We start from the raw sequence: 20,726 nt of genomic DNA on the forward strand, positions 1-20,726 counted from the left end.
TTTTATTCAATCCAGTTGTATCTCATGTATTTCCGAAATCTTAAGGCGATTTTAAAAACTTTGCGATATATTCATTATATCCGTGACGAAAATCACAATGTCACAAGAGATTCCATTTATAATTCTTATACTTATTTGACGACTGGAGGAAATTCATGAAAGACTATACAAAATCCATGATAGTGGATTTCAAAGAAGTGGACCGTTTTCTACACCTGAAACTGGATGCCTTTATGCAGATGCTCAATACAACCTCAATGTACCATACCGTAAGCCTGGGGCTTGCTCCGGACTATATGGAGAGAAGAGGCATGGTCTGGGTGCTTTACTCCTGGAACATCAAACTGTTCAAAGGGGATTACTACGCAAGAAAACTCTATTTCACAACTTTTGCGCTGTTTCATAAAGACATCTATTCCCACCGTTATTTTCTCGTAAAGGATGAGGAGGGGACTCTCATAGGCTATGCCGTTTCTGTCTGGATCGTCATTGATTATGAAAAGCGGAAGATGGTCAAGGTCCCAGAAGATGTACAGAAGGTTTACTTCTCACAGTTTGATTCAGAACTGACAGAAGAGCAGACCTACATTGTGGAGAGCCTCTCCACAGCTCCTTTAAAGAAACGAAGGGCACAGGACTATACCTATGAAAAAGAGATTGAGCTGCGTTTCCATGATATAGACAGCAATGGTCATGTGAACAACACAGTCTATGTGGAATGGGCCATGGAATCCTTAACCACGGATGAAGACGAAAGCTTTCTTCAGGATCATGTCGTGGAGGATCTTTCCATTGTATACAAGAAAGAAAAGATGCCCGGCGGCAAAGTTCTCATCCGATGCCTGCTCGAAGACTCAAAAAGCTATCATGAAATCTATGACATGGAAGGCTGTCTTCTGACCTTAGTGGAGTTCACATGGAAAAAGAGAAGCTGAGTAAAAGCGCATCGTCCAGAATCGCAAAAAAGATCCTTTTTTTTCTTCTTGTTTGTTTTATAGGGACCTTTCTTGTCATCGAAGGTTTTATCATCTACTTTGCGCAGAAAGAGCCCCAGGAAGAACCCGACGTCCTGATCATTCTTGGTGCAAGGCTTTATGGCACCATACCTTCACCCGCGCTGCAGCATCGTCTGGACCGGGGTGCTGCCTACCTGAAAGATCATCCCGAAGTCCTGGCCATTGTATCTGGAGGTCTGGGACGTGGCGAGGAGATGACAGAAGCGTCTGCCATGAAGAGAGATCTTGTGTCTCAAGGCATTCCGGAAGAGCGCATTTTTGTGGAAGAGAATTCCTATAACACCTATGAGAACTTTCTTTACAGCATTCAGATCATGAACGAGAAAAATCTAGGACTTCAAAAAGAGGATCTTCTCATCGGCATTGTCACCAATGACTTCCATATCTTCAGAAGCACCTTGACCGCTAAAGATTTTGGTGTAAAGGCAGTGGGCCTTCCTGCCAAAACACCTCCCAGTATCATTCTGAAATCCTATCTCCGGGAATATCTGAGCGTTCTGAAGTATCTGATTCTGGACCGCCCAAAAACCTTCCGCTGATTTCCTGGACCGTAAAAAAAGCCTGCAGCGCATCACCTATGGATGTCTGCAGGCTTTATTACTTTAGCGCACTACTTTGATGTATTCTACTCGAGGATCCTCGGTACCCTGGACATAAAGTCCTGTTTTCTTCAGGTCCGAGACGTAGTTTACGATTTCTTCTGTGATGACTTCACCAGGGCACAGCACTGGAATACCGGGAGGGTAGGCCATTAGGAACTCTCCGGAAACCTCACCGACACTGTCTTCCAGGAGCATAGACTCTTTCTCCGCGTAAAAAGCTTCACGAGGAATGAGAACCTGCTTCGGAATGGAAGGAATATCAATGAAATCAGGTTTCACCTGGTTCTTGTCCTTATACTCCTCGCTGATTTCATTCAGCGCATGAATGAGCTTATCCATATTTTCCCGGGTATCACCAAAACTGCCCACCGCGAGCGTATTGTATAGATCTGAAAGCTCCATCTGGATATGGTATTTGTTCGCAAGGATCATATCCAGGTCGAATCCTGTGATACCTAGATCTCTGCAGGTGATGCAGATCTTGGTGGGATCCACCGCAAACACACCAGGATTTCCAACGAGTTCCGGTCCGAAACAATAGAATCCCTCGATTTTGTTCACTTCCGCTCTTAAATAGTTGGCATTTTCAATGGCCTTTTCCAGAAGCTCTTCTCCCTCCAGGGCAATCTGCTTTCTGGAAGTGTCCAATGAAGCCAGAAGGATGTAGGAAGGAGAGGTGGTATGCAGAAGGTTCATAATCTGCTGCACTCTAGCGGCACTGACATACTTCGTTCTCACATGAAGAATGGACCCCTGAGTCATGGCCCCGATGATTTTATGAGTGCTCTGGGCACAAAGATCGGCGCCTGCTTCCATGGCGGACATGGGAAGCTTTTCTGAGAAAGCCAGATGTGGTCCATGGGCTTCATCTACAATAAGTGGAATATCATACTCATGGACAATTTCAGCAATTTTCTGAAGCTGTGTCGCTACCCCATAATAGGTAGGATTGATGATAAGCACTGCTTTCGCATGGGGGTTTTCTTTTAAGGTTTTCTCCACGGTTTCTGGTGTTACTCCTTGGGCGATTCCAAGTTTCTTATCCAGCTCAGGCTGCATATAGACAGGGATTGCACCACTGAGAATAATACCTGCGGTAATGGACTTATGAACATTCCTTGGCACGATAATCGTATCTCCCGCTCCAACCACAGACATGATCATGGCCTGGATGGCGCCCGATGTGCCGTGAATAGAAAAGAAGGAGGCATCTGCACCATAGGCGTCCGCAGCCAGTTCCTGTGCTTTCTTGATGGGTCCGGTGGGATGATGGAGTGAATCCACCAGCTGAAACACCGTTACATCTATTTTAAAGGGGTTTTCCCCCATGAACTTTTTAAAGCTCTTCTCGATTCCTTCGCCTTTTTTGTGACCCGGCACATGAAAAGGGACGGTTCCACGGTCTACATATTCCATAAGCGCATCAAAAAGAGGCGTTTCATTTTGGTTCAGCTTATACAACTTTACAGCCACCTTCTTTCACAATTCTCATCGGTTTCCCTGAATTTCTTATTCCAAAAATAACTATTGAATAATAGCATAATTCTCATGGTATTACAATGAATTTTCACATTCTCCGATACTTTCATTTTAGACTATTCTCCATGGATTTTCATCTATTGTGGCGAAAGTTCATTTCTTTTTTGAATTTCACCGAGGAATCAGATTAAACGGTGAATATTTCAGTGGTTTATTATATAATGTGAGTAGAATTGAGATGAACAAAGGAGGAATTTTACCATGTCTTATAAAGTAAAACTCAATGAATGGCTTGAAAGTGATTTTGTTTCCGAGGAGTTTAAAACGGAACTTCGGAGCATTGAAGATGAAAAAGAACTGGAGGACCGTTTCTATACAGAGCTTGAATTCGGCACCGCTGGCCTGAGAGGTGTCCTCGGCGCAGGTACCAACCGCATGAACATCCACACCGTTGGAAAAGCAGCAGAAGGTCTTGCAAGGCATCTGGTGAAAAACGTAGAGAATCCATCCTGTGCCATTGCCTACGATTCCAGAATCAAATCGGATGAGTTTGCCATGGTTTCTGCACAGATCCTTGCAGCCCATGGAGTAAAAGTTTATCTCTATGAAACCCTTGCACCAGTACCGCTTCTGTCCTTTGCGGTAAGGCACTATAAAGCCAGTGCGGGCATCGTCATCACAGCCTCCCACAATCCTCAGGCATACAACGGATTCAAAGTATATGGATCCTATGGAGGTCAGGTCACGGATGAAGAGGCGGATAAGATCCTGAAAGAAATGCATGCCATCGAGAAGTTTGAGGATGTGTCTTCCATTTCAGAGAAGGAAGCTCTTGAAAAGAATCTGCTGGTATACATCGGCGAAGAGGTCATGAAGACCTATATGGAGTCCATCAAAACCTTAACCGTAAAAAAAGACATGGTGAAAGAACATGCAAAAGACCTAAAAATTATCTATACACCCATCCACGGTTCAGGCAACATCCCGGTAAGAAGGGTGCTGAAAGAACTGGGCTATACAGTGAATGTGGTGAAGGAACAGGAGCTTCCTGACGGCACCTTCCCAACCGCTCCTTATCCGAATCCTGAAAATCCTCAGGTGTTTGAACTGGCTCTAAAACTGGCTGAAGAAGTCCATCCGGACATCATCTTCGGAACGGATCCGGACTGTGACCGTGTAGGGGTCATTGTCAAAGACAAAGATGCAAATGATCAGGTGCTTTCTGGCAATCAGATTGGTATGCTCATCACATATTATCTTCTCAAAGCTATGAAAGAAGAGAACAAAGTACCGGATAACGGCGTTGTCATCAAGACCATTGTTTCCACCGAAAGCGTTCGCGCCATCACCAAAGATTTCGGTGTGGAGCTTCTGGACGTGCTCACAGGATTCAAATACATCGGGGAAAAAATTGAAGAATATAAAGAAACCAAGGAGAAAACCTTCCTCTTCGGTTTTGAGGAGTCCTTCGGTTATCTTGCAGGCACTTTCGTCAGAGATAAAGACGCTGTCGTGGCCTCCATGATTCTCTGCGAGATTGCCACATATTATAAGACAAAGGGGATGACTCTTTACGATGCGCTGGTGGAGATCTACGAAAAGTACGGGTTCTTCCTGGAAGGCATCGAATCCTTCACTAAAACTGGAAAAGACGGACAGGAACAGATCCGCAAATGTGTGGATTATTTCAGAAACAGCACTTTGGACGAAGTGGGCGGTGTAAGAACCGTGTCCAAGGAAGACTATAAGCTGAAGGAAAAAGTAGATCTTCTCACAGGAGAGAAGACTGCCATCACGCTGCCATCTTCCAACGTCATCAAGTACACACTGGAAGATGGTTCCTGGTTCGTGGTTCGTCCATCCGGTACAGAGCCAAAGATGAAGGCCTATGTTGCCGTAAAGGGGAATTCACTAGAAGATGCAAAAGAAAAAATGGAGACATTCAAAAAGAGAATCGTGTCCATTGTTCACAAAGGATTTGAAGCATAATGTTCATATAAGCTGTCCTGATCCTTTCATCATGAGGAGGAAACCATCAAGTGGAATATGTAAATCACCTGAAGTCTAAGCTCTCGAAGCTTATATTTCTTGAAATCAACAAAGATGTTCTTGCTGAGAACTTTAATATTCCGGAGCTGAGGAAGAGCAGGGAAGATCTGTTTCTTCCTCTTTCTCCGGAGTACATTGCTGAAAATATCAATGAAGACCTGACAAAACATCTCCCCTTTGGAGAATTTGTCAAAGGAATGTACTATGTAGCAGGAGCTGATCCAGAGTTCAATCAGATTCCATTTTACCGGGAACTTCTTACTACATTACACAGGGAGACGGTGATAAAAGGTCTGGTGGCCAAGCTGGTCAAAGAGGACAGACAGGAAGAGGGGCTCATCTATCTCCTGGGTCTTTTCACCATTCATGGGGAGAAAGATGTCCTGAAGAATCTCCTGGTTCTGATAGAGGAACTCTCCGTAAAAGAAAGTATGTATCAGCAGGCGCTTCTCCGGTATTCTGATATCGCTATTGAGAAGGGGCTTCTGGAGGGGTATCTGTTTAAGGGTTCTGCTTTGAGATTTGCCGGAAACTTTTCCCAGTCTCTTTTCCACCTGAGAGAATATCTGAGACTTGGGGGAGAAGAGACAAAAGAGATCACAGAAGAAATGGAGTTTCTGGATAGAAAATCCCGCATCACTGAAGGGGAGGCCATCCTCTACGAGAATCCGGAACGTTTTCTCGAACTTGTGCTGCCTCTGCTGAACCTCGAAGAGGATAACCCAAAGCTGCTTCTCATGATTGCCATCGCCTACAGGATGCTCGGGAACCATGATAAAGCGATTTATTACTTGAATGATGCCTTGGCTGTGGACCAGACCTATGTGGATGTCCTCAATGAAATGGGCATCAATTATGCTGCCATTGGAAATTATAAGGAAGCCGTGAACTATTTCCATAAACTGTTTTCAGAAGTGAGAACCATCGAAATACTTACAAACCTTATTATGTGCTATATCAATATGGACGATCTGGAGCAGGCGAAAAAGCATATTGAAATTGGTGATCTCATCGACAGCGAAGATGAAATTCTCCTGGAAATCAAAAATTATATAAAAAAACTGGAGCAGAAATAGTATAACAAATCTCCTGGAACGCATACTATTCTTATCTATGGATTTGGTTGACACACATTCTTTTTTCACGTATAATCATTTTATGAACGAATGTTCTGTTATGAACAGAACAATTTAGAAATCAGCACATAAGGAGTGAATAATTTGGCTAATATCAATGCAGATAAAATGAAGGCACTGGATGCCGCCATGTCCCAAATAGAGAAACAATTCGGAAAAGGTTCCGTAATGAAACTGGGAGCAGATTCCAAACTCAATCTGGACTCCATTCCCACCGGATGTCTTGGTCTGGATATCGCTTTAGGAATTGGTGGTATTCCAAAGGGCAGAATCATCGAAATTTATGGACCTGAGTCTTCAGGTAAAACCACAGTAGCACTCCATTGTATTGCTGAAGCACAAAAACTCGGTGGAATTGCGGCATTTATCGATGCAGAGCACGCACTGGATCCTCAGTATGCCAGAAGACTTGGTGTCGATATCGACAATCTTCTTGTATCACAGCCCGATACTGGTGAACAGGCCATGGAAATCGCAGAAGCTCTCGTACGTTCCAATGCCGTGGACCTTGTCATCGTCGACTCCGTTGCAGCACTGGTTCCTAGAGCTGAAATTGAAGGCGATATGGGAGACAGCCATATGGGACTTCAGGCAAGACTTATGTCTCAAGCGCTCCGTAAGCTTGCTGGAACTGTCAGCAAGACCAACTGCAGTATTCTCTTCATCAATCAGCTGAGAGAAAAAATCGGCGTAATGTTTGGTAACCCTGAAACAACACCTGGCGGACGTGCATTGAAATTCTATGCTTCCGTTAGAATGGATATCCGTAGAATCGACTCCATCAAAAATGGAGAAGACGTCATTGGAAACAGAACCCGAGTAAAGGTCATCAAAAACAAGGTGGCAGCACCATTTAAATCCGCTGAGTTTGATATCATGTACAACGGCGGAATCTCCAGAGAAGGAAATGTACTGGATGTGGGCGTAAAAGAAGAAATCGTGGACAAGTCCGGTGCCTGGTTCTCCTATGAAGGAACAAGACTGGGACAGGGACGAGAAAACAGCAAGACATATCTTTCTGAAAATCCAGCTCTGCTTCTGGAGATTGAAAACAAGATTCGTGCCAAGTACGAACTTCCACTGGTGAAGATCGAGGAAATTCTCGAAGCAAAAGATACCGTAGAAGCCATTGAAGAAGAAATTGTGTTGGAAAAAGAATCCAAAAAATCAAAAAAAGGCGAATAACATTCTGAAAAGCTCTTCCAAAAGAAGGGCTTTTCTATTTGTATCTGAACCTTAGCGGATTTGTTTCAAGGTAGTCTCTACACGGGGGGCTGCAGAAAGTTCTTTCTATCTAAGGTTCAACGGATTCAACGTAAAGACTTCAGCATTTCAGTTCTTGTGATGAAATCGTATAAAAAGAGCTGAATAGTTTGACACTTTAATAGGGATACGATACAATTAATTTGTATTGGTTTATCAAATATCACAGTGAGAATGATATGCACTTCCAAGCTTTCACATTTAGCTATAAAAAATGACTAAAAAAAGCAAGGGGGTGTAAATATGAGCACAGAACAAATTGCTATCATTGTAACAGGTGTTGTTACTCTACTAGTAGTCGGTGCCATAATTTTATATTTATCTAATAGCAAACTGAAAACCGCCAAAGAAATTCTTGGCAACGCAGAAACAGACAGCAAGAGAATCCTTGAGGATTCGAAGAAAGATGCTGAAGCCTTAAAAAAAGAAGCTGCTTTAGAAGCAAAAGATGAAGCGTTCAAGCTGAAATCTGAAGCGGAAAAAGAAGTCCGTGAACGTCGAAGTGAAGTCCAGAGACTTGAGAGAAGGACCATTCAAAAAGAAGAATCCCTTGACAAGAAGATGGAACAGCTGGAAAAGAAAGAAGAAAATCTTGCCAAGAAAGTGCAGGATTTGACCTTAAAAGAAACTGAAGCGGAAGAACTGCTGTCCAAAAGAAGAGAAGAACTGGAACGAATCGCCAGTCTTTCCCAAGAAGACGCAAAGCAGCTGCTGATGTCTGAAGTCAGAGGCGAAGTTCAAAGAGATCTCACCATGATGGTGAAGGAAATGGAGACAAAAGCCAAAGAAGAAGCGGACAAGAAGGCACGCGAAATCATCACCACATCCATTCAGCGTTGTGCGGCAGATCATGTATCTGAAACTACTGTTCATGTAGTATCCCTGCCAAATGACGAAATGAAGGGAAGAATCATCGGTCGAGAAGGCCGAAACATCAGAACTCTGGAAACCCTTACCGGTGTCGATCTCATCATTGATGATACACCAGAAGCGGTTATCCTTTCAAGTTTTGATCCTATCCGTAGAGAAGTTGCAAAACTCACTCTGGAGAAACTGATTGTAGATGGACGAATTCATCCTGCTAGAATCGAAGAGATGGTAGACAAATCCAAAAAGGATGTGGAAAATTCCATTAAAGAAGAAGGCGAACAGGCTTCCTTTGAAATTGGAATCCATGGAATCCATCCTGAACTGCTTAAATTGCTTGGCAGACTGAAATTTAGAACAAGCTACGGTCAGAATGTACTGAAACACTCCATTGAAGTGGCAAACCTTGCCGGTCTTATGGCCTCAGAGCTTGGTTTGGATGTTACATTGGCCAAGAGAGCCGGACTCCTTCATGACATCGGTAAAGCCGTAGACCATGAAGTGGAAGGACCTCATGCACTGATCGGTGCAGACCTGGCGAAAAAGTATCATGAATCTGCCCTGGTGGTGAATGCCATTGGCGCTCATCATGGCGATGTGGAGATGATGTCCATGGAAGCCGTGCTGGTGCAGGCAGCTGATGCTATTTCTGCAGCAAGACCTGGTGCAAGACGTGAAACACTGGAAAACTACATTAAGAGACTCCAGAAACTGGAAGAAATTGCAAATTCTTACGAAGGCGTTGAGAAGTCATATGCAATTCAAGCTGGAAGAGAGATTAGAATCATTGTTAAACCGGATGCGGTTGACGATGCTGGTGCCATGCTGATGGCAAGATCCATTGTGAAGAGAATCGAGGAAGAAATGGAATACCCTGGACAGATCAAGATCAATGTTATCCGTGAGACCCGGTCCGTTGATTACGCAAAATAATCCAAGCTTTGTTTGGATTCTGAATTCGAAAGTGATGAAGAGCAAGACCTTAGATAGGCTTGCTCTTTCTTTTTGCCCAGATTCTGTTTCCTTGACCGAAGAAGACATCCTCCATATAATAAAAGAAGTTTATAGAAGAAAGTGAGATTTTCCATGGCTACATTATTTCTGATCATGATCTATATTGCATTCATCGGGCTGGGACTCCCGGACTCTGTTCTTGGCGCTTCATGGCCTACCATTCATCGGGCCTTGGATGTGCCGCTGGAATATGCGGGTATTCTCTCCATGATGACCACCGCAGGAACCATCTGTTCCAGTTTTATGAGCGGGAGAGTCACCAGAAGGTTTGGTGCGGGAAAAGTTACCACAGTCAGCGTGCTGATGACCGCCGTTGCGCTTCTGGGTTTTTCCATGGCACCTTCATTCTATATGCTCATGGCTCTGACACTGCCCCTAGGATTGGGCGCAGGTTCTGTTGATGCAGCGCTGAACGGCTATGTGTCCCTTCACTACGAGGCAAAGCATATGAGCTGGCTTCACAGTTTCTGGGGAGTAGGGGCCACCTTAGGTCCCGTCATCATGTCCTTCTTTCTCCTGAAAAGCTCTGGATGGAGAAGCGGGTATCTTGTGATTTCCCTGCTTCAGATGACCATCGCTGGACTTTTGTTTCTTACGTTGCCGCTTTGGAAGAGGTTCAACCAAAAAGATGCATCCAGCACCAAAGAAGTACTCCAAGACACGGCAAAAAGGGAAGAGAATGTCTATAAAATCCCTGGCGTCAAACTGGCCATCACAAGCTTTTTTGTGTACTGCGCAGTGGAGATGACCACAGGACTTTGGGGGGCCAGTTTTCTGGTGCAGATTCATAATATCCCCAATGACATTGCCGCCAGATACATTTCTCTTTTTTTCGCCGGCATCACAATAGGGCGGATGCTCACGGGTTTCATCACCTTGAAATACAGCTTTAAAACCATCATCAGAGGGGGCATCTTCTCAATGTTCATGGGCATTCTTCTCCTAAGCTCCGGCATCCAAGTGCTCTTTATAGCGGGTTTTCTGCTCATCGGACTTGGATGTGCACCGGTCTTCCCCGGCATGATCCATGAGACGCCTGAACGATTTGGAAAAGTTCATGCACAGACCATCATCGGGATTCAAATGGCCTTTGCTTATATGGGCAGCACCTTTTCACCAGCAGTATTCGGCTTCCTTGCAGGAAAAGGCTTTCTTCCATATTTTCCAGGATACCTTCTTCTCTTTCTTGTAGCTCTACTGGGTTCCACAGAAAGCATCAATCTCCTCATGAAGAGAAAAGAAGAAAAGATAAAGGCCTCCGCTTAATATAATCAAACTACAGAGACCGGAACAGCACCTCAATCAAAGAGATGCCGTTCCGGTCTCTAATTCGTTTTGTCAAATCCTCTTTAAGGTTCCATTACAAGATAAGAAAGAAGCTGATCTACTCCTTCTCCGGTGATGGAGCTCACATGGAACACCCGCTGGCATCCTGTGAGTCTCAGCCAGGTTTCTGCCTGTGCCGGGTCTCCCTCTTCTTTGTCCACTTTGGTGACTATACCAATGACCTCCCGGTTGACACATCCCGTGACATTGGGCGGGTAGAGCGAATAGGGCTCCGTTGCGCTGATGAGGAGCCCGATGATATCCGCTTCATAAGAGTAGACCGCAAGCGCCGCAGAAAGATCTTTGTTCTCTGCGTACTCTCCCGGGGTGTCAATGATCACATCATGGTAACTGATGCTCTGGGTTTTGCTGTACTGGATCCTCTCTCCTCGAAGGGCTTGAGTGAGGGATGTTTTTCCGCTCTCACTGCGGCCGACCAGCATCATTCTTCTCATCATCAGGTCCTCGTCACTGGACAGACTGTAAAGCCAAGCTTCGTCTCCACATAAGCCAAGATTGTTTTCAGAGCGGATTCCACTTCTGAAATCTTGCCGGTGATGATGAGGCTTCCGCTGAACCGGTCTATAAAGCCCAGGTCCACATTGGCTGTTTTCGCAGCCAGATCCCCGGCGATAATCGCAGTTTCACTGGGGGTCATCGTCAAAATCCCGATGGAGGATTTGTGGTAGTCGATATGAGGATTGAGTCCCAATTTTTTATAGACCACCTTGTCCGGATTCGCAATAAGGTGTGCCAGAGTCACTTGCTTCCCGGGAACTGACTCCTGAATGATCCTCATCTTTTCTTCGATTTGCTGCATAAGGTCCCTCCCGTAGGTTTTCTTACTTTCATTATAGAGAGGATCCATTTGCTTCTTGTGACACTATCTTGCAAAGTACGGGTATATTATTGCCGGAATATCAGTATCCGCGCACAAAAGTACTCCGCTTGTCGTCCTGTGAAGAAAAAGCGCTGAAAACACCTGAAAACGATGACACTTCTTCAATGATTTCACGGTTTTTCTATGAGCCTATGAATTGAGTATTATTTTAGGCCTAGGCCATTACAATTTCAGGAGAATATGTTAAATTTAATATATAGAAAGAGGTGATGTAATGCTGAATGATTTACACATTCATACGACCTATTCTGATGGAGCATTTACACCTGATGAAATTATAAATATGGCCAGAGAGAAGGGAATCCGGTATATTTCCATTACAGACCATGACACCATGGGCGCCTATGGGAACTTTGATGATGTCCATGAGGACCTCACCATCATATCCGGGGTTGAGGTTTCCACCTACTATAAAGGGTTGGAGCTGCATATTCTGTCCTATTTCCACAATCCGAAGGATGAACCGCTGCTTGCGCTGCTTGACCGTTTTAAAAATGATCGGGTAGAGCGGTACTATAAGATTTTGAGAAACCTTGAGAATCTCAAAATCCATCTGCCCGATGAAGCTCCGCCCATGGATTCCTATGGAAGGGCTCACATCGCAAAGCTGCTCATTGACCATGGTTATGTCAAAAACATCAAAGAAGCTTTTCAGCTGTATCTGGATGTGGATAAAATCGCCTATGAGAAAAGATTCAAGATTGACACCAGAGAAGCGCTTCGGGCACTTCGCAGCGCAGGTGGAATTCCTGTTCTTGCACACCCTGGCGATAAGCTCTATAACCTTCACTTTGAAGCACTCTTAAAGGAGCTCAAAGTCCACGGGCTCCTGGGTCTTGAAGTATATCATCCGTCCCATCGGCGGGAACTGTCCAATAAGCTCTACGCCACAGCAAGAAAGAACCATCTGGTTATAACCGGCGGCAGCGACTACCATGGGCAGCACGGCGCAAAATTCACTGGATCCAATGACAAGCTTGGACGCTATGGCCTGAACGACCATCTCCTTCAAAAGCTCATCACATTTCATCAAAAGCTCAAATAAACAGTATCACAATCAGAAACAAGGGGGAAAGACATGATTTTTTCAAACAAAGCAAAAAGACTTGCACCATCCATCACATTGGCGATCACTGCCAAAGCGAAAGAGCTGAAAGCACAGGGTAAAGACATCATCGGATTTGGGGCAGGCGAACCGGACTTCAATACACCACAGAACATCATCGATGCCTGCAATAGGGCTCTGGAGGAAGGAAAAACCAAATATGTGCCGGCTTCCGGGATCAATGAACTGAAAGATGCTGTCATTGAGAAGTTCAGAAGAGACAATGGGCTCACGTACAAAAGGGAGCAGATCATCATCTCCACCGGTGGAAAGCAGTGCCTTGCAAACGCATTGACCGCACTGCTGAACCCCATGGACGAAGTGCTCATTGCAAAGCCTTACTGGGTCAGCTATCCGGATCTTGTGCATCTGGCAGATGGTGTCCCTGTGATTGTAGAAACATCTGAAGAAACAGACTATAAATTCACCAGAGAAAATCTTACAAAGGCTCTGACTGAAAAGTCCAAAGTCATCATCATCAACTCTCCAAATAACCCAACGGGCACCATCTACTCCAAAGAGGAGCTTATGGATCTGGCGGAGTTCTGCAAGGAACATGATCTTTTCATCATCTCCGATGAAATCTATGAGCCTCTTATCTATGGAGGGGACCGTCATGTTTCCATCGCCACCTTAAGCGAGGACGCCTATGAAAGAACTTTAGTCGTCAATGCGCTTTCCAAGGCCTATGCCATGACAGGATGGAGACTTGGTTATGCGGCTGGCCCCAAGGACCTCATTAAGATGATGTCCAATATCCAGAGCCATACCACATCAAATTCCACCTCCTTTGTGCAGTATGCGGCAGTGGAAGCTCTTAATGGGGATCAGAGCTTTATTCCTGAAATGAATGAGGAGTTCAAGAGAAGAAGAGATTATATGGTTTCCCGAGCAGATAAAATCGAAGGTCTCCGTTATATCTATCCAAAAGGAGCTTTCTATCTGATGCTGGATATCAGAAGCTATCTTGGAAAATCCTATCGCGGAGAAGTCCTGGAAGACTCCCTGCAGTTCGCAGAGAAGCTTCTGACAGACTATCTGGTGGCCCTGGTTCCTGGTTCAGGATTCGGGTTGGAAGGATTTGTAAGACTCTCCTATGCCATCAACACAGATGCCATCGGCAAGGGATTTGACCGTATTGAAGCATTCCTTTCTGAAATCCAATAGGAGGCGAGATTATGGGAACAAAATGTGAGCTCTATATGCCTGTAGCTGGTGAAATCATTCCGCTGGAGGAAGCCAACAGTTATCTGAAGGATGACTTGCTTGGGGGTACTGGTGTCTGTATTATTCCAGATGGAGATTTATTTTGTGCTCCGGTTTCCGGTGAAGTGGTGTTGGTTTCAGAAAATCTTAATGCAGTGGCCATCAGCACGAAGGAACACATGACCATTCTCATTCATCTGGGGCTTGATACCGCAAAACTTGAGGGCCGGGGATTTGCCACCTATGTAAAGACCGGAGATCAGGTCAGTGTGGGAGACAAGCTTCTCTATATGGACAGAGATTATGTGGAGCTGTCGGCCAAGATCACCACGCCCATCATCATCACCACACCAGAGAAAGTGAAACATCTTGACATCAACTATAAAGCATCAGGCGCATTTGTGAAGTTCGCAGAAATCTCTCTTTTATAATTGGTTGTTTTAGACTTAAAACATGATATAATAAACTTGTTTATTACAGTATTTGAATATGAGGTGATTAAATGGTTTCAAAAGACGTTGCAGTGAAGAACCCAACTGGATTGCATGCAAGACCCGCTACCCTGCTGGTAAAAAAAGCATCATCCTTTAAGTCTGATGTGAGCGTAGAGTACAACGGCAAGAAGGCAAACGTAAAGAGCCTTATTGGTGTCCTTTCTCTAGGTGTAACAAAAGGTGCAACAATTACAGTTATTGCCAGTGGAGAAGATGAAGAAGTTGCTTGTGAAGAAGTAGCAAAGCTCATCGAAACATTGGAAGAGTAATTTAAAATGAGAAGAACTAGGACTCCTGTAGTCCTAGTTTTCTTTTGCGTTTATAAAACACATACAATTTTTATATTTTTAAGAAAATCGTATGTGTTTTGGTGTATAATAAGACTGCTGAACGATTCTATGAAGTGGAAAGAGGGAGTTTATGAAAAGCATACATGTGGCAGGCAACACATACGTACTGGATCTTCCTGTACTTCATCTGCCGTACTATAAAAAGAGCGAGACAGAAATCATTCTTCTGGATACAGGGCTCAAAAGAGAGCATGAAGCTTCTCTTCTGGATTTTCTCGAGAAAGAACACCTTACAGTTTCTGGAATTCTCTGTACCCATGCACATATTGACCACGTGGGAAATGCTGCCGTACTGAAAGAAAAATACGGCTGTCCCATCGCCATGCCTAAAGTAGAGGCCGAGATTGTCTCTTCTTTGCTGAACTTGAAGATTTTCTATGGAAACTATCCAATGAACAGAATCAAAGACCACTTCGGGCATATGGTGGTTGAAACGGACAGATTCATAAAGGAGGAAGAAACGGAACTTCTGTTTCAAGGTGTTCCTTTCTCCATCACCCATACACCAGGACACAGTGCCGGACACATTACCATCACTACTCCAGATGATGTGACCTACATCGGAGATGCCCTCATCAGTGAAGAAGTCATGAAAAGTTCAAAACTGCCCTATGCGCATATTCTGTCCAAAGATCTCATGAGTAAAATGAAACTCTATCACTTGAGATCCAGCTGGTATATTCTGGCGCACAAGGGCATTTACTCTGACATCAAAGATCTCATCACAGACAACATCTACTTTTATAAAAACCGGTCGGAGGAAATCCTTAAAGTCATTGATAAACCCATGACTTTTGAAGATATTCTGAAACCCCTGTCCCGATCCATGCACATCAACATCTCCACACCATTCAAATACATTGTGGTGGAAAGGATGCTGCGCTGCTACATCGAATACTTGGAGGAAACCGGTAAAATCTCCCTCGTGCTAGAGGATGATTTTCTTAAATACACCAAAATATCTCATCAACGTTAATGCCTAAAAGTAAGGCAAACCAAGGAGGAACCATGAGAGACACCTACGAAAGCCCCTTAACCAGACGTTACGCATCCAAAGAAATGAGCTATATTTTTTCTGATCTGAAAAAATTCAGAACCTGGCGAAAACTATGGATTGCACTGGCAGAAGCTGAACAGAAGCTTGGTCTCGCCATAACAGACGAGCAGCTGGAAGACCTGAGGAAGCATCAGGACGACATCAATTTCGAAGAAGCTGAAGCCAGAGAAAAAATCGTCCGTCATGATGTCATGAGCCATGTGCATGCCTATGGTCTGCAGGCGGTGTCTGCAAAGGGCATCATCCATCTTGGCGCCACCAGCTGTTATGTCGGTGACAACACCGATCTCATCCTCATGAAAGAGGGTCTTCTTCTGGTGGAGAAGAAAATTCTCCAGGTCCTTTCAAACCTGAAAGTTTTCGCCCTGAAGTATAAAGATCTACCAACGCTAGGATATACCCACTATCAGCCCGCCCAGATCACCACAGTGGGCAAAAGGGCAACCCTCTGGATGCAGGATCTTCTGATAGACCTTCAGAATCTCCGCTTCACCATTGAAACCCTCCAATTTAGAGGCGTGAAGGGCACCACAGGGACCCAGGCGAGCTTCCTGAATCTCTTTGATGGGAATGAGGAGAAGGTAAAAGCATTGGATCTTATGGTGACAGAAGCCTTTGACTTCAACAAGAGCTTCATGGTCACAGGACAGACGTATCCCCGGAAACTGGACAGCATCATCCTCAACAGACTCAGCGAAGTGGCTCAAAGCGCTTATAAGTTCAGTAATGACCTGAGACTGCTGCAGAGCATGAAGGAGCTGGAAGAGCCTTTTGAGAAAAACCAGATCGGTTCCTCTGCCATGGCCTACAAGAGAAACCCCATGAGAAGCGAAAGAATCAGCGCCCTCGCCAGATACATCATCGTGGACGCTTTAAACCCAGCCATCACCGCTTCCACACAGTGGTTTGAGAGAACACTGGATGATTCTGCAAATAAAAGAATCTCCGTAGCTGAAGCGTTCCTTGCTTTGGACGGTGTTCTGAATTTATATATGAACATCTCAGAAAATCTGGTGGTGTATGAGAAAATCATTGAAAAACACCTGTGGCAGGAACTGCCATTCATGGCAACAGAGAACATCATCATGGAAGGCGTGAAGAAAGGCGGAGACCGTCAGGAACTTCATGAACTCATCAGAACCCATTCCATGGCCGCTTCCAGAAGAGTTAAAGAAGAGGGGCTTGACAACGATCTTCTCGATAGAATTGGACAGGACAGCCGATTCGGCCTTTCTGAGGAAGATCTGAAGAAGACTCTGAATCCATCAGACTATGTGGGAAGAGCACCACAGCAGGTTATGGAGTTCATCAAGGAAGAAGTGGATCCCGTCCTTGAGGCCCTTAAAGGCTCCAGCCTCCAGGCAACCATCGAGGTATAGATCTGAATTTCCATAAAAATGTCTCTCCACCTTCGCTTAACGCTTGTTCTGCACAAAAGTCATGGGTTTTTACCGGATTCTATGATAAACTTTATATGTAATTTATGATTTTCCAGTAGAATGTTTAGTAGGGAAGGAGGAAGCACCATGTTCAAAAAAACTAGTCTATTTGTTCTCATACTCCTGACGATGGTGTCTTTCAGCGCCTGCAGAAACGGAGAGGAGAATCCTGAAAAACAGATGAGACCCATCCTGAACTTCACATCAGATGCAGAGGATCACATCAAGTTTGTCAGAACCAAGGAATACGATGGAAGAACCGTACGAGAGTATACGGACTCAAAATTCTTTTATGAGGTTACAGAAGACGGCCGTCTCATGACCATCTTTTTAAGAACAGCACCTGCAACCACAGCAGCGACATTGGCCACTAAGGAAGAAATCCTTCTGAAGAGCAATGATAATCTGAGAAGACTGGATTATGACATCACGAAGTTCCAGACGGACATCCGATTCAACGAAGGCCTGAAACAATACGAAAGTATCTCACGAGAAAAGAAAGGGGATGCTTTCACAGGAAACAACATCTACATCCAGTATGCCGGTGATGGAACCCTCATCAGTGTGTCTTTTAAATACGAAAACCCAGATGTGCTGAATACTGCAGATAAGATCACTCCTGATGAAGCAAAGGAGATTATCATCAACTATTTCGCCACCAATGCTTCTACGGAAAAATATGCACCTCTTCTGACAGAGGACCTCATCCGTTATGAGGTGGATGTATACAACAATAAAAAAGTATATAATCTCTATTTCAGCCTGCCCGTTGAAGACACTGGGATTTTCGATTTCAGCTACGTGGTCAGTACAGAGACTGGAATTATACTCTATAGAAAAGAGCTTTAAGATGATCTTCGGATCATCTTTTTTTGTTTCTGAACATCGTTTTATGAATTGAGTAAAATTAAATTTTATCATTGACTTATAATGGAATACACCGTACACTGAAAAAAAGAAGTAGTAAAAATACCACATTCATTCAGAAAATCACACTAAATCTCTATAGAACCGGAGGAAAATTATGATGATACATTACTACCAAAAAGGGACTGCCCCACGCACCTTAGTGCTGTTTCACGGCACCGGCGGTACAGAGGAGGATCTTGTTTCCATTGGCCACATGCTGGATCCCGAAGCGCATATTCTATCTTTGCGTGGAGAAGTCAATGAAAACGGAATGAACCGATTCTTTAAAAGACTGGCTGAAGGAGTCTTTGATGAGGAAGATCTCACGATGAGGGCAAAGCAGATTCTCAAGGAGATTGAAGAACTGCTTTCGCGGTACGAACTGAGAGAAACGGCTCTTCATAGCGCTGGATACTCCAATGGCGCAAATATGATTGCAGGTATGCTTTATCTCTATGGAGATGTCTTTCAGAAGTCCGTACTCTTTCACCCGATGGTCCCTCTGAAGTCAGGTCCCGCCGCTTCACTGGACATGGCTGAAATATTTATTGGCGCAGGGCTGAACGATCCCATTGTGCCTTATGACAACACCACTCAGCTGATGCAGGAGCTCACCCAGCAGGGAGCGTTTGTCACGATGAAAACCTATGAAATGGGTCACCGTCTAACTCTAGAAGAAGTAGAAGATGCAAAAGAATGGTATACCGCTTGACATAACAGTGCGCACCTGATGCCCATCAGGTGCGTTTTATTGCTTCCTGCGATTTCACCTTTCCTTTAAAAATCGGATGAAGAACATCCTCTTATAGATTATTGTCCATCAGTATGTGTTAAAAAATATGAAAAAGATAGAAAACACGCTATATTAGTGCTATTATAAAGGTGAAGCATCGTAAACATAACTTTACTTTTGATGCTGATGCTCACTAAAAGGAGGACTCCTCATGAGACAACTGTTTAAAACCATGATGCTGACCGTGCTTTTTGCGAGCTTTTTTCTTACCTCCGTCATGGCTCTGGATGTATGGGAGATCCAATTCCGAGGAGAGGTATCCCCAAGCCAGTCTGTGTGGTTGGAAAAAGCATATGAGGAGGCTAGAGAAAACGGCGCGGAGGCTGTTTATCTCGTTCTGGATACTCTGGGCGGAAGGGTAGATTCCGCATTAGAAATGTCCAAAACCATCTCTTCCATGGAAACCCTTGTACTTGTAGACGGCAGCGCAATCTCTGCTGGAGCTCTACTTGCATTCAGCGGCAGCGAAATGTATATGGTAGGGGGATCAACCATTGGAGGTGCGGAGCCTCAGATTGGGGGAGAGCGGGCGGATGAGAAGACTGTGTCTGTCTGGTCAGCTGAACTTGCAGCCCAAGCACAGAAAAACGGAAGAGACCCACAAATTGCAAGGGCCATGGCTGATGAAACCATTGCAATTGACGGCCTTGTGGAAAGCGGAAAACTCCTTACACTCACTGCTGAGGAAGCACTGAATACTGGAATGACAGATGGGGTTTATAATGGAGAACAGGATTTCAGACAAGAGAAAAACCTGAACGTCATTGGATCCACCGGGAAAACAACCATCAACTTTGTTACAGATTTCCTGACATCTTCAGCCATCAGCACTTTGCTTCTCACCATAGGTATTGCGGGACTTCTCATTGAGTTCTTTACACCAGGCTTCGGTATTCCAGGTGCCATAGGACTCGGAGCTCTTTCTCTGTACTTTGGCGGAGGCATCCTCTCAGGAGCTTCCGGATGGGAAACCGTACTCCTTTTCATCGTGGGACTGGTCCTTCTGATTCTGGAGGTATTTGTCATACCAGGATTCGGAATCACGGGTATTTTGGGCCTAGTTGCGATGTTTGGAAGTATTTTTCTCGCAACACCGGACCCAGCGTCTGCGGTACAGTCTCTGGTAATTGCCATCATCGGCTCCGTGGTTCTAGTTGCCATTGTGCTCAGGTTCACGCCCGGAAGGCGAGTATTCAAGCACCTGGTCCTGGATACATCCGAAACAAAAGAAAAAGGCTATACAGCCGCCAAGCCCGGTTTGCAATCCCTCATTGGAAAGACTGGTACCGCAAAAACGGTATTGCGACCATCTGGCACTGCCGAAATTGAGGACCAGTTTGTTGATGTAGTTACTTCTGGTGAATATGTCGAAGAAGGAACCTTCATTCAAGTGATGGATGTCGAAGGCATGCGCGTCATTGTCAGAGAAGTGAGGAAGGAGTGATCATGCATGCCATTAAAGAAGTTTTTCAAAAAACTTGTGCTCAACATGGAAGAAACTAAAGAAAACGGGTATGTGGCCGCAAAGCCAGGCCTGAAAGACCTGACGGGGAAAACTGGTGTGGCAAAAACTACTCTACGCCCGGCAGGAACCGCCAACATTGACGGAGAACCTGTAGATGTTGTTACCCGAGGAGAATTTCTTGAAGCCGGTTCAAAAATTATTGTAACCGGAGTCGAAGGAATGCGCGTCATCGTGAAAGAACTATAAAGGAGTTGT

General features: G+C 44.7%; 20 protein-coding genes. 17 read left to right on the plus strand and 3 right to left on the minus strand.

The genetic code is table 11. The features are described 5' to 3' along the window. Window positions 1-155 precede the first annotated feature (155 nt). Both T487_RS15900 and T487_RS0107735 read left to right on the plus strand, forming a co-directional pair. Window positions 156-935 carry an acyl-[acyl-carrier-protein] thioesterase gene (locus tag T487_RS15900; protein ID WP_031576143.1) on the plus strand — a complete coding sequence of 260 codons (780 nt, stop codon included), beginning with the start codon at window positions 156-158 and terminating at the stop codon, window positions 933-935. Further along, complete coding sequence (locus T487_RS0107735) at window positions 917-1,555, plus strand: YdcF family protein (protein ID WP_051651591.1); 639 nt, start codon at window positions 917-919, stop codon at window positions 1,553-1,555. The genes T487_RS15900 and T487_RS0107735 overlap by 19 nt, the downstream gene beginning before the upstream one ends. Window positions 1,556-1,618: 63 nt before the next feature. Here T487_RS0107735 and T487_RS0107740 read toward each other — a convergent pair whose 3' ends face one another. After that, the gene (locus tag T487_RS0107740) at window positions 1,619-3,079 is read right to left on the minus strand and encodes an aminotransferase class I/II-fold pyridoxal phosphate-dependent enzyme (RefSeq protein ID WP_031576149.1); all 1,461 of its coding nucleotides are present in this window, start codon (window positions 3,077-3,079) and stop codon (window positions 1,619-1,621) included. A gap of 279 nt (window positions 3,080-3,358) precedes the next feature. On the opposite strand from T487_RS0107740, the gene T487_RS0107745 reads away from it, so the two are divergent. From T487_RS0107745 to T487_RS0107770, 5 genes are all read left to right on the plus strand, one after another. Beyond that, complete coding sequence (locus T487_RS0107745) at window positions 3,359-5,086, plus strand: phospho-sugar mutase (protein ID WP_031576153.1); 1,728 nt, start codon at window positions 3,359-3,361, stop codon at window positions 5,084-5,086. Between the two features lie 50 nt (window positions 5,087-5,136). Continuing rightward, the gene (locus T487_RS0107750) at window positions 5,137-6,222 is read left to right on the plus strand and encodes a tetratricopeptide repeat protein (protein WP_031576155.1); all 1,086 of its coding nucleotides are present in this window, start codon (window positions 5,137-5,139) and stop codon (window positions 6,220-6,222) included. Between the two features lie 144 nt (window positions 6,223-6,366). Beyond that, entirely contained in the window at window positions 6,367-7,467 is a 1,101-nt protein-coding gene (recA, locus tag T487_RS0107755) for a recombinase RecA (RefSeq protein ID WP_031576158.1), read from the plus strand. A gap of 321 nt (window positions 7,468-7,788) precedes the next feature. Next, window positions 7,789-9,345 carry a ribonuclease Y gene (gene rny / locus T487_RS0107760; RefSeq protein WP_031576160.1) on the plus strand — a complete coding sequence of 519 codons (1,557 nt, stop codon included), beginning with the start codon at window positions 7,789-7,791 and terminating at the stop codon, window positions 9,343-9,345. 153 nt (window positions 9,346-9,498) lie between these two features. Next, window positions 9,499-10,692, plus strand: a complete 1,194-nt coding sequence (locus T487_RS0107770) for an MFS transporter (protein ID WP_031576165.1) — start codon at window positions 9,499-9,501, stop codon at window positions 10,690-10,692. Window positions 10,693-10,775: 83 nt separating this feature from the next. On the opposite strand, the gene T487_RS0107775 is transcribed toward T487_RS0107770, so the two are convergent. Beyond that, on the minus strand, window positions 10,776-11,207 hold the full coding sequence (locus tag T487_RS0107775; protein WP_031576168.1) for a EutP/PduV family microcompartment system protein: 432 nt from the start codon (window positions 11,205-11,207) through the stop codon (window positions 10,776-10,778). A 2-nt stretch (window positions 11,208-11,209) separates the two neighbouring features. Then, window positions 11,210-11,572 (minus strand): BMC domain-containing protein, encoded by a 363-nt coding sequence (locus tag T487_RS0107780; RefSeq protein WP_031576170.1) that lies wholly within the window; start codon window positions 11,570-11,572, stop codon window positions 11,210-11,212. A 295-nt stretch (window positions 11,573-11,867) separates the two neighbouring features. Between T487_RS0107780 and T487_RS0107785 the strand changes: the two genes are divergently transcribed. The 10 genes from T487_RS0107785 to T487_RS0107830 all read left to right on the plus strand — a co-directional run bounded on the left by T487_RS0107785 (window position 11,868) and on the right by T487_RS0107830 (window position 20,717). Then, complete coding sequence (locus tag T487_RS0107785) at window positions 11,868-12,698, plus strand: PHP domain-containing protein (protein ID WP_036909304.1); 831 nt, start codon at window positions 11,868-11,870, stop codon at window positions 12,696-12,698. Between the two features lie 33 nt (window positions 12,699-12,731). Further along, window positions 12,732-13,925, plus strand: coding sequence for a pyridoxal phosphate-dependent aminotransferase (locus T487_RS0107790; RefSeq protein WP_031576175.1), 1,194 nt, complete (start codon window positions 12,732-12,734; stop codon window positions 13,923-13,925). Between the two features lie 11 nt (window positions 13,926-13,936). Then, window positions 13,937-14,395 carry a PTS sugar transporter subunit IIA gene (locus T487_RS0107795; RefSeq protein ID WP_031576176.1) on the plus strand — a complete coding sequence of 153 codons (459 nt, stop codon included), beginning with the start codon at window positions 13,937-13,939 and terminating at the stop codon, window positions 14,393-14,395. A 71-nt stretch (window positions 14,396-14,466) separates the two neighbouring features. Beyond that, window positions 14,467-14,727, plus strand: a complete 261-nt coding sequence (locus T487_RS0107800) for an HPr family phosphocarrier protein (RefSeq protein WP_031576178.1) — start codon at window positions 14,467-14,469, stop codon at window positions 14,725-14,727. A gap of 151 nt (window positions 14,728-14,878) precedes the next feature. Then, a complete protein-coding gene (locus tag T487_RS0107805) occupies window positions 14,879-15,784 on the plus strand; it encodes an MBL fold metallo-hydrolase (RefSeq protein WP_031576179.1) in 906 nt (301 codons plus the stop codon). 32 nt (window positions 15,785-15,816) lie between these two features. Then, window positions 15,817-17,244: an adenylosuccinate lyase gene (gene purB / locus T487_RS0107810; protein WP_031576180.1), complete on the plus strand. Its 1,428-nt coding sequence runs from the start codon at window positions 15,817-15,819 to the stop codon at window positions 17,242-17,244. Between the two features lie 147 nt (window positions 17,245-17,391). Then, the gene (locus tag T487_RS0107815) at window positions 17,392-18,153 is read left to right on the plus strand and encodes a hypothetical protein (RefSeq protein WP_031576182.1); all 762 of its coding nucleotides are present in this window, start codon (window positions 17,392-17,394) and stop codon (window positions 18,151-18,153) included. Between the two features lie 175 nt (window positions 18,154-18,328). Then, the gene (locus tag T487_RS0107820; protein ID WP_207638303.1) at window positions 18,329-18,925 is read left to right on the plus strand and encodes an alpha/beta hydrolase; all 597 of its coding nucleotides are present in this window, start codon (window positions 18,329-18,331) and stop codon (window positions 18,923-18,925) included. Between the two features lie 232 nt (window positions 18,926-19,157). Next, on the plus strand, window positions 19,158-20,450 hold the full coding sequence (locus tag T487_RS0107825) for an NfeD family protein (RefSeq protein ID WP_031576187.1): 1,293 nt from the start codon (window positions 19,158-19,160) through the stop codon (window positions 20,448-20,450). Between the two features lie 6 nt (window positions 20,451-20,456). Beyond that, entirely contained in the window at window positions 20,457-20,717 is a 261-nt protein-coding gene (locus T487_RS0107830) for an NfeD family protein (RefSeq protein ID WP_051651592.1), read from the plus strand. The last annotated feature ends 9 nt before the right edge of the window (window positions 20,718-20,726 follow it).

It is taken from the genome of Proteiniclasticum ruminis DSM 24773, from assembly GCF_000701905.1.
In the GTDB taxonomy this organism is placed as follows: Bacteria; Bacillota; Clostridia; order Clostridiales; family Clostridiaceae; genus Proteiniclasticum; species Proteiniclasticum ruminis.